This window comes from Roseiarcus sp. (assembly GCF_049514155.1).
Lineage (GTDB): Bacteria > Pseudomonadota > Alphaproteobacteria > Rhizobiales > Beijerinckiaceae > Roseiarcus.
This window is the reverse complement of sequence record NZ_JBEKVH010000215.1, coordinates 1-8,605: the sequence shown is the minus strand read 5'-3', so window position 1 is coordinate 8,605 and position 8,605 is coordinate 1. Positions and strand designations below refer to the sequence as shown.

The 8,605-nt window shown below is 62.6% G+C and carries 7 protein-coding genes; 4 read left to right on the top strand and 3 right to left on the bottom strand.

The window, feature by feature from the left end:
• Positions 1–946 (bottom strand): sugar ABC transporter substrate-binding protein (locus ABSF49_RS20025; RefSeq protein WP_424114397.1); only part of this gene is annotated, 946 nt, incomplete at its 3' end.
• A 504-nt stretch (positions 947–1,450) separates the two neighbouring features.
• Here ABSF49_RS20025 and ABSF49_RS20020 point away from each other — a divergent pair.
• From ABSF49_RS20020 to ABSF49_RS20005, 4 genes are all read left to right on the top strand, one after another.
• Positions 1,451–1,861, top strand: coding sequence for a beta/alpha barrel domain-containing protein (locus ABSF49_RS20020; RefSeq protein WP_424114396.1), 411 nt, complete (start codon positions 1,451–1,453; stop codon positions 1,859–1,861).
• Entirely contained in the window at positions 1,858–3,399 is a 1,542-nt protein-coding gene (locus ABSF49_RS20015; protein WP_424114395.1) for a xylulokinase, read from the top strand. The genes ABSF49_RS20020 and ABSF49_RS20015 overlap by 4 nt, the downstream gene beginning before the upstream one ends.
• A 962-nt stretch (positions 3,400–4,361) precedes the next feature.
• The gene (locus tag ABSF49_RS20010) at positions 4,362–5,345 is read left to right on the top strand and encodes an aldo/keto reductase (RefSeq protein WP_424114394.1); all 984 of its coding nucleotides are present in this window, start codon (positions 4,362–4,364) and stop codon (positions 5,343–5,345) included.
• 332 nt (positions 5,346–5,677) lie between these two features.
• Complete coding sequence (locus ABSF49_RS20005; RefSeq protein ID WP_424114393.1) at positions 5,678–6,448, top strand: L-iditol 2-dehydrogenase; 771 nt, start codon at positions 5,678–5,680, stop codon at positions 6,446–6,448.
• Between the two features lie 437 nt (positions 6,449–6,885).
• Here ABSF49_RS20005 and ABSF49_RS20000 read toward each other — a convergent pair whose 3' ends face one another.
• Both ABSF49_RS20000 and ABSF49_RS19995 read right to left on the bottom strand, forming a co-directional pair.
• Positions 6,886–7,992: a PfkB family carbohydrate kinase gene (locus ABSF49_RS20000; RefSeq protein WP_424114392.1), complete on the bottom strand. Its 1,107-nt coding sequence runs from the start codon at positions 7,990–7,992 to the stop codon at positions 6,886–6,888.
• 1 nt (position 7,993) lies between these two features.
• The coding region (locus ABSF49_RS19995; RefSeq protein ID WP_424114391.1) for a bifunctional 4-hydroxy-2-oxoglutarate aldolase/2-dehydro-3-deoxy-phosphogluconate aldolase at positions 7,994–8,605 on the bottom strand (612 nt) is incomplete at its 5' end.

Below are 8,605 nucleotides of genomic sequence, written 5' to 3'. Positions count from 1 at the left end.
GGTGCTCCGCAGGCTCATTCGTCGGATCGAACTTCTTCAGCATGGCGCTGAGACCAATCGACAGACCCATGCCGCCCTGCCAGAACGGGTCAGAGGTGACAGTGCAGGCGAACTCGCCTTTTCGCACGGCGTCGACCGCAACCTTGATCCCATCGACGCCGACGATCGGAACCTTGCCGGCTAGATTTTCGGCGCGCAGCGCTTCGAGCGCCCCGGTTCCCATGTCGTCGTTGGCTGCCCAGATGCCCTTGATCTTGTCCCCGAACCTCGTGAGCAGATTGCCAGTCAGATCGAAGGCTTCCGTCGATTTCCAGTTTGCGACCTGGAAATCCAACAAGGTAATGTTCGGATTGGCGGCGAGTGCGGCGTCCAGGCCCTTCTTGCGTTCGATTGCCGCGGTCGTCGAGATCAGACCGCCAAGAGCAATGATGCCGCCGGAACCACCGATGGCTTTGAAAAGAGCCTCTGCGATCGCCTTGCCGCTGGAAATGCCGTCGAACTCGATGTGCGAGACGTAGTTCGGATTGAAATCCTTCGGATGCAGGTCGCTGGGCTTGTTCCATTGGGTGACGACATAGGCGCCGGCCTTTACGCAGGATTCGACGATCGGCCGCGCATCGGGCGTGTCATTCGGATCCGAGTTCAACACCATGTTGCCACCGGTCTTAGCCAGCATGGCGCGGATGTCGGTGATCCCCTTTTCGCTGTTTCCCTCGGAGACGAGCGTAACGTGATCGAGGCCGACGGCTTGGGCGAAGGCCTCGGCGCCTTGCTTCCAGACCGCATGATAGGGATTGGAGAGCGACCTGATCGAGGTCACCAACGTCGGCTTGGTCTCCGCCAACAACCGGCTTGGCATGGCGGCAGCAAATGCCCCCACCGCCGCGGCGATTGAAAATTGTCGGCGGGTCACTCGCTCATGCACTAAATTTTCTAGATTGCTCATCGTCGAGCCTCCTCTTGCGTTGCGTTTCCTGCCTGATTGGCGCCTTCGACAAGCTGGCGCGCTAATGTCCGCTTGAAGGGAAGCTCAATTACTTGTAGGACAACCCCTCAAGGTGATGACCTTACCCATTCTGCAAGCGTCGCGCAAGCGGCTCGTGATTTGCCCGTCGTCTGCCCTGTGCAAATGACTGGGCTGGCGAAAGGCGAGCGCGGTCGCCGGCGGCCAACCCGCCGAAGATTATCGATCGAGGAGGAACGATGCCCAATTATGTCGTCGCCGGTGGAGGCTCGACCGGCCGGGCGATGGCGGAAGGTCGCGGGCCTAGGGCTATGAGACGGCGCCCCGCCAAGCGATCACGAGCCGCACGATGACCTCGATGCTGAAGGACGCATGCTCGGCGACCGAAGACTGGCGCCCGACGCCAACGATCGCGGGCGCCCCGCCGCCCGTCCCGAGCAGTTCTAGGCCGGCGCGTCCCGACGCGACTCCCGAGAGATGAGAAACATGTCCGAACTTTATGCCGCCTTCGGGTTCGCGCCTGTCATAGCCATCGACGACGCGCGCGACGCCGTCGCGCTCGCAGGCGCGCTGCCGGAAGGCGGCCTCGATGTCGGGGAAATCACCTTTGGCAAGGTCGCCGCGGCGCGAATGTCGGCGACGCCCAAAGACGCCTATCCCGAACTGCTGATCGGCACCGACGCAGTTCTCAATTTTGACTCGCTGAAGGCGGCGGTGGCCGCGGGCGAGCGCTTTGGCCTTGAGCCAGAGTACGATCCAGAGATCTTCCAATCGGTCGAATTGATGAAACAGTCGTTCGCGCCGGGCGTGATAGCGCCGAGCGAACTCAGCGGCGCGAAAGATTTCGCCACAACGAGGCTTCGGTTTGCAGCGCCGATACGAATGGAGGGGGCATGAGTCACGCTCGCGATTTGACGCTCGCAATTGATGTCGGTACGGGCAGCGCGCGCGCCGCGCTCGTCGACGCAACCGGTCGTATCCTCGCGATCGTGGCGCGCGAATACGAGCAAATCGTGCCGGCGTTCGGTTGGTCTGAGCAGAGGCCCGCCGATTGGTGGGCCGGCGTCGTCGCTTCGATTTGGGACGTGCTCATGCAGGTCGATGGCGCGACGGCGCGCGTGTCGGCAATTGCGGCCTGCGGGCAAATGCACGGAACCGTTCTCATCGACCAAGCCGGGCGGCTGACCCGCGAAACCGCGCCGCTGTGGAACGACAAACGGACAGCCTCGCTCGTCTCGGCGTTTGAGGCCGCCAACGCGCCGGCCGACTACCTCACACGCACTGGCAACCCGCCAACCTCCGCTTGGCCGGCCTTTAAGCTGATGTGGATCCGCGACAACGATCCCGCCGCCTATGCAAGCGCGCGCTCAATGTTGATGCCGAAAGACTACGTCAACTTTCGCCTGACCGGCGAAGTTGCAATGGACCACACCGAGGCCTCAGCCAGTTTCCTGATGGATCCTTGGACGGGAGACTGGTCGGCTCAAACGATCGCGCAACTGGATCTCGATCGCGACAAACTGCCGCCCATTCGGAAGCCGACCGAGATCCTGGGCAGACTCTCGATCGAGGCGGCTGCACAAACAGGTCTTCTAAGCGGAACCCCGGTGCTTGTCGGCGGCGGCGACTACCCGGTCGCCCTGCTGGGCTCCGGCGCGTGCCGTCCAGGGTTGGGATCGGACGTCACAGGCACGTCTTGCATCATCACCCAGATCGTCGAGGCACCGCTGCTCGACCCGGAGATCTGTAACGTCGGAACGGTCGAGGGCGCCTGGGGAGCCTTCATCCTGCTGGAGACCGGCGGGGACGCGATGCGTTGGGCTCGCCGAGCGATTCACGAGAAGGCGCTCTCTTATGACGAGATTGTCGTCAAGGCCGCCGAGGCGCCGGCGGGATCGGATCGTCTATTCTTCCTGCCGTATCTGGCTGGCGAACGGTTCGGCGCGGGCCGCAACGCACGTGCGCAGTTCTTCGGAATTGGAGCAGCGCATGGGCTTGCCCACCTGCATCGCGCCGTCCTCGAGGGTGTAGCGATGGCGACGACTCGACACATCCGGATGATGGAGCGCATTGCGGGCAGACGTCTGGACCGCGTGGTCGCCTCCGGCGGCGGGGCGAAAGCCGATCTTTGGCTGGCGATTAAAGCGAGCTGCTATGGAATTCCGATTCTCGTCCCCTCGGAGCCGGAATGCGGCGTCGTCGGTTGCGCCGCCATGGCCGCGACGGCGACGGGCCGTTTCGCGCGCGTCGAGGACGCTGCGGCCGCATTCGTTCACTATGAGCGCGAGGTTTTCCCAGATCCAAGATGGGAGGCGACATACGCGAAGATGCAACCCGTGTTCGAGAAACTCTATCGCCATAGCCAAGCGCTTTACGACTATCTCGACGGACTGGACGCCACCCCTGTTAGCGGCGGACGAACCGACCTCCCCTAAGCGTTCAGGTTTGACCGATCCCGTCCGTCGACGCCAAGACGTCGGAGCCAACGAGCCGGGAACGCCCAGCTCTGTCCTCCGCCGGCCTGAACCGAGTCGCCGACCGTCACTGCGACGATTTGCAGAACGCTCCAACGCGATCACAGGCAAGACGACGGCGAATTCGAATTCGCCGACGATCTGCGCTGCGTTGCACTCCCAATGTTCGGGGACGACGGCGGCGTCCGCAGTGTGGCAGTGGAATCGGCGGCTCGGGTCCTCGTTCTCGGTTCGTTGCCGGCCCTTCCGCGTCAGGCTGAGCATTCGCCGCGTGTCGTGATCGAGGGTTCAAACCTTTGCGTCTCTGCGACAGGCTCCCCGTTCCCAGAGGCGACCCGCACGACTCAGTTTTGTATTTTTAGTACATTTTTGTCAAAATCGTCGGCGGCGAGAACCGAGACCAGAAGCAAGACTCGTCCGACAAAGCCTTAGACGCGTGATTATGCCACACGTAAATCGACAAAATGACGTTGCAAGCAAATTTTCGCCATGGAAGCTTGCCTTGACGAAAATCGCACTCTGTATTTATGCTACAAAAAGTGCGCCGCCCAACGATGCTCCAACGACGCCCGAAGAGTGAAAGTCCAGAGGGACTCCAAATGAGGAAAACTGTTTCGGCGCCGACGCGCGCTGTCGCGACGCCTGGCGTCGTCCGCGGCACCGCCGCCACAGCCAATTGCTGAGGCCGGCTCTTCATGCGTAGGCCAATCGCCTCCTACTTATCGTGGGCTGTGTCCAGAGAAGGGCGGCCGCAGGCGCTATGCGGTCATGATCAAATTCCTGCTCCAACCCCAAGGCCCTGAGCGTCCACGGATGGAACCGTATATTCGTCCTCGAAGAAATGGGCGCACATCCGAACGAGGAGCCGGCGCGATTCCCAGAATTCATCGCTGACAATGACTAAGCATCGCGGAGTGGTTAGTATGAAGTACAAAACGGTTCCGGCGATGCCAAGCGTCAATTTCTCAACAATCGGTTTCGGTTGTTGGGCTTTGGGTAAGGGCTCTGGTTGGCGTGATTCTAGTAATCGGAGCTCAATCGCCGCCGTTCACAAGGCCCTCGATTGCGGCGTGACGTTTTTCGACACCGCCCCTATCTACGGTTTCGGCGTCTCTGAGTCGCTGCTCGGCGTTGCGCTCAAGGGGCGCCGCAACGAGATCACGCTCGCGAGCAAATGCGGATTGGTCTGGGATGAGAGCAAGGCAGTTCGGCGCGATCTGTCGTATTCCGCCGTGCGCGCCGATGTCGAGGCATCGTTACGGCGCCTCCAGATCGATCATCTGGACATTCTCCAGTTGCACTGGCCGGACCATGCTACGTCGCTGGAAGAAACGGCACGCGCCCTGCAAGAACTGATCAAAGAAGGCAAGATCAAAGCAGTCGGCGTGAGCAATTTCTCGCTCTCCGACACCAGAGCCCTGGCCGCGTTGATCCCGCTGGGTTCGTATCAGGGTTTATATAATATGTTGGAGCGCAATCCGGATCGCTATCATGACATTCCGCTCGAATACAGAGCGGAAGAAGAGATACTTCCATATTGTCTCGAGAAAGGCATGGCCTTTCTGCCCTACAGCCCCCTACTTCAGGGCCTTTTGACCGGAAGTTTCAAAGCGGACAGCCAGTTTGGCAAGGACGATATCCGGTCCGCCAATCCCAAGCTTTCGGGCCCGGCCTACGCCACCTATTTCGCCACCTGCGAAGAACTGAAAAAGGTCGCCACCGAAGCTGGGATAAGCATGACGCATCTCGCGTTGGCGTGGCTTTGGCGCAACCTCGCCGTCACTTCGATTCTGTGCGGGGTCCAACGACCTGAACAAATCGTTGACAACGCCAAGGCGGCCGACGTCGTGTTGACTGATGATGTTCTCAACAATATCGAGCAGATACTGAGAAAACACAACCTATGAACGCATTCGGTGGCGCTGCTTTGGCGGATTGGTCGATTGTTAGTCAGGCTCGACTGAGGGCTCGCGCTCTAAGTTGGGAAGCGCGGAGCATTGCGGATTGACGCGACGAGCTTTCGTGATGGCTGGCGTCTTTCCTGGCGACGTTCGCTCAGGCAAGTCGACGCATACGCCCCTATGTAGCAGGGTTAATTGGCCGGGAGATCGTAAGAGATCCTGGCGATGCCCGAGCTAGCGGCGGCTGGCATAGGCCGAGCGGCTCTAAAAGGAGGCGCGGTCAGAGCGGCGGCGACCGCCGTGAGTTCGGAGACGCGTCGTTACGAAAGGGGAGGGTTATGAAACTCGAGAATAAGGTGGCTATCATTACCGGCGGTGCGCGCGGCATCGGCGCTGCAATGGTCGATCGCTACGTGGCGGAAGGCGCGAAAGTGGCGATCGCCGACATTGCTCTCGCCGACGCGCAGCAAACCGCGGCGCGTCACGGCGACAAGGCGTTCGCAGTTCAGATCGACGTGACCAAGATCGCCTCGATCGAAGCGGCGATTGACGCCGTCGTGGCGCGCTGGAGCGGCGTCGACATCCTCGTCAACAACGCCGGCGTGTTCGATATGGGCCCGATCGTCGAGGTGAGGGAGGCGAGCTGGGACAAGGTCTTCGCGGTCAACACCAAGGGGCTGTTCTTCACCCTCCAGGCGGTCGCCAAGCGGATGATCGCCCAGGGGCGCGGCGGCAAGATCATCAACTTCTCCTCGCAGGCGGGTCGCCGCGGCGAAGGTTTGGTCGTGACCTATTGCGCCTCCAAGGCGGCGGTGCTCAGCATCACGCAGTCGGCGGGGCTTGATCTCATCAAGCACCATATCAACGTCAACGGCATCGCGCCGGGCGTCGTCGATACGCCAATGTGGGACCAGGTCGACGCGCTGTTCGCCAAATACGAGAATCGCCCCGTCGGCGAGAAGAAGCGGCTCGTCGGCGAGGCGGTGCCTTTTGGTCGCATGGGCCTGCCGACCGATTTCGGCGGGGCTGCCGTGTTTCTCGCCTCGTCGGACGCCGACTACGTCGTCGCGCAGACGCTCAACGTCGACGGCGGCAATTGGATGAGCTGACCCGCCCAAGGGCAAGTTGCGACTCACGCCGCCGCCCGCCCACGCGGACGGCGATCAACGCTCGGAAGCGAGATCGCTGCCGCCGATCGGCGCGGAACCCGGACGCTGATCGGCGCGACAACCTGTTAACGGCGGCGGAAAAGTCGGCCAGCGAGGCTGCGAGATTCCAGGCCATGCAATGTGCGACGTTTGTGGCGGCCGCGAGCGAAGCGCGCCTCCATGGCGCGGTAGCGAGCGAGCGGCCGCTGCGGCGTTTTGCTTGATGCAAGCTTAGGCTCCTCGGCGGAAATCGACATCCGACGACACTGATCGGCGCCGGGCCCCTTGCCAGTTCACGTTCTCGGAATCCCCTCCACCCACCCAGAACGCCAAGAAAGGAACATTCCAGCGTTTCCAGGTCCGGAGACGGAGAGGCAGCTCAACCGCAACCCGCCCCGTCAGCGGATGACCCTTGCGCCCTTGCCCTTCATGACCGCTTCAACCTCCTTGACGTTCACCATCGAGGTGTCGCCGGGCGTGGTCATCGCCAGCGCGCCGTGGGCCGCGCCGTACTCGACCGCCGCCTGCGGCCCCTTGCCTTCGAGGAAGCCGTAAGCCAGCCCGGAGGCGAAGCCGTCGCCGCCGCCGACCCGGTCGTAGATCTCGAGGTTCTCGCGCAACGGCGCCTCGTAGAATTTGCCGCCGGCGTAGAGCACCGCGCCCCAGTCGTTGAACGAGGCGGTCTTGGCGTTGCGCAGCGTCGTCGCCGCGACCTTGAAATTGGGGAACGCCTGCACCGCCTGGGCGATCATTTTCTTGAAGTTGGCCGGATCGATCTTCGAGATGTGCTCGTCGAGCCCCTCGACCGCGAAGCCGAGGCAAGCGGTGAAATCCTCCTCGTTGCCAAGCATGACGTCGACATGGGGGGCGATCGTCCGGTTGATGGTCTGCGCGCCGTCCTTGCCGCCCTGGCTCTTCCACAGCGAGGCGCGATAGTTGAGGTCGTAGGAGACGATCGTGCCGTGCTTGTGGGCCGCCTCGACCGCTTCGATGACGGCTTCGGCGGTGTTGCTGGCCAGCGCGGCGAAGATGCCGCCGGTGTGGAACCAGCGCACGCCTTCCTCGCCGAACAGCTTCTCCCAGTTCACTTCGCCAGGGCGGATCTGCGAGGCGGCGGAATGGCCGCGATCCGAGCAGCCGAGCGCGGCGCGCACGCCGAAGCCCTTCTCGGTGAAGTTGAGGCCGACGCGCGTATTGCGGCCGAGCCCGTCGAACGCGCGCCAGATCACATGCGACACATCGACGCCGCCCTGCATCATCAAATCTTCGACCAGCCAGCCGAGGTCGTTGACCGGCAGCGCGGTGACGGCGGTCGCGCGCTTGCCCCAGCACTTGCGCATCGCCCGGGCGACGTTGTATTCGCCGCCGCCTTCCCAGACCTGGAACGAGCGGGCGTTGCGCACCCGGCCGAAGCCGGGGTCGAAGCGCAGCATCACCTCGCCGAACGCGGCGCAGTCCCACTTCGTCTCCGCGGCCGGGCGGATCTTGAGGATTTCGTCGGCCATCTCACTTCCCCCGGATCTTGCGGATCAGCGCGATCGTCTCGCGCACCTTGTTCTCGACGCCGGAATAGTCCTTGGCGGCGAGCAGTTCCTTGGTGATCAGGTTCGAGCCGATGCCGACGCAGGCGACGCCCGCCTTGAACCATTTGGTCAGCGATTCCTCGGTGGCGTCGACGCCGCCGGTCGGCATGATGCGCGTCCACGGACAGGGACCCAGCATCGCCTTGACGAATTCCGGCCCGCCGACCGAGCCGCCGGGGAACACCTTGACGATCTCGCAGCCAAGCTCTTCGGCGTAGCCGATCTCGGTCGCCGAGCCGCAGCCCGGGCTGTAGGGGATCTTGCGGCGGTTGCAGAGCTTGGCGATGTCGGGGTTGGTCAGCGGGCCGACGACGAACTTGGCGCCGTTGGCGATGAAGATTCCGGCGGTCGGCGCGTCGACGACCGAGCCGACGCCCATGATCACGCTCGGGTCGGCCTTAGCGAAGTGGCGCGTCACCTCGAAGAACACATGCGCGGCGAACTCGCCGCGATTGGTGAACTCGATACATTTCGCGCCGCCATTGGCGCAGGCCTGGATGACCTTCTTACAAACCTCGACGTCGGGATGATAGAA

Excerpts from the sequence above, each read along its gene's own strand:
- ABSF49_RS20000 (WP_424114392.1), bottom strand. The coding sequence starts at position 7,992 with ATGGCCGACGAAATCCTCAAGATCCGCCCGGCCGCGGAGACGAAGTGG.
- ABSF49_RS20020 (WP_424114396.1), top strand. The coding sequence starts at position 1,451 with ATGTCCGAACTTTATGCCGCCTTCGGGTTCGCGCCTGTCATAGCCATC.
- ABSF49_RS20010 (WP_424114394.1), top strand. The coding sequence starts at position 4,362 with ATGAAGTACAAAACGGTTCCGGCGATGCCAAGCGTCAATTTCTCAACA.
- ABSF49_RS20015 (WP_424114395.1), top strand. The coding sequence starts at position 1,858 with ATGAGTCACGCTCGCGATTTGACGCTCGCAATTGATGTCGGTACGGGC.
- ABSF49_RS20005 (WP_424114393.1), top strand. The coding sequence starts at position 5,678 with ATGAAACTCGAGAATAAGGTGGCTATCATTACCGGCGGTGCGCGCGGC.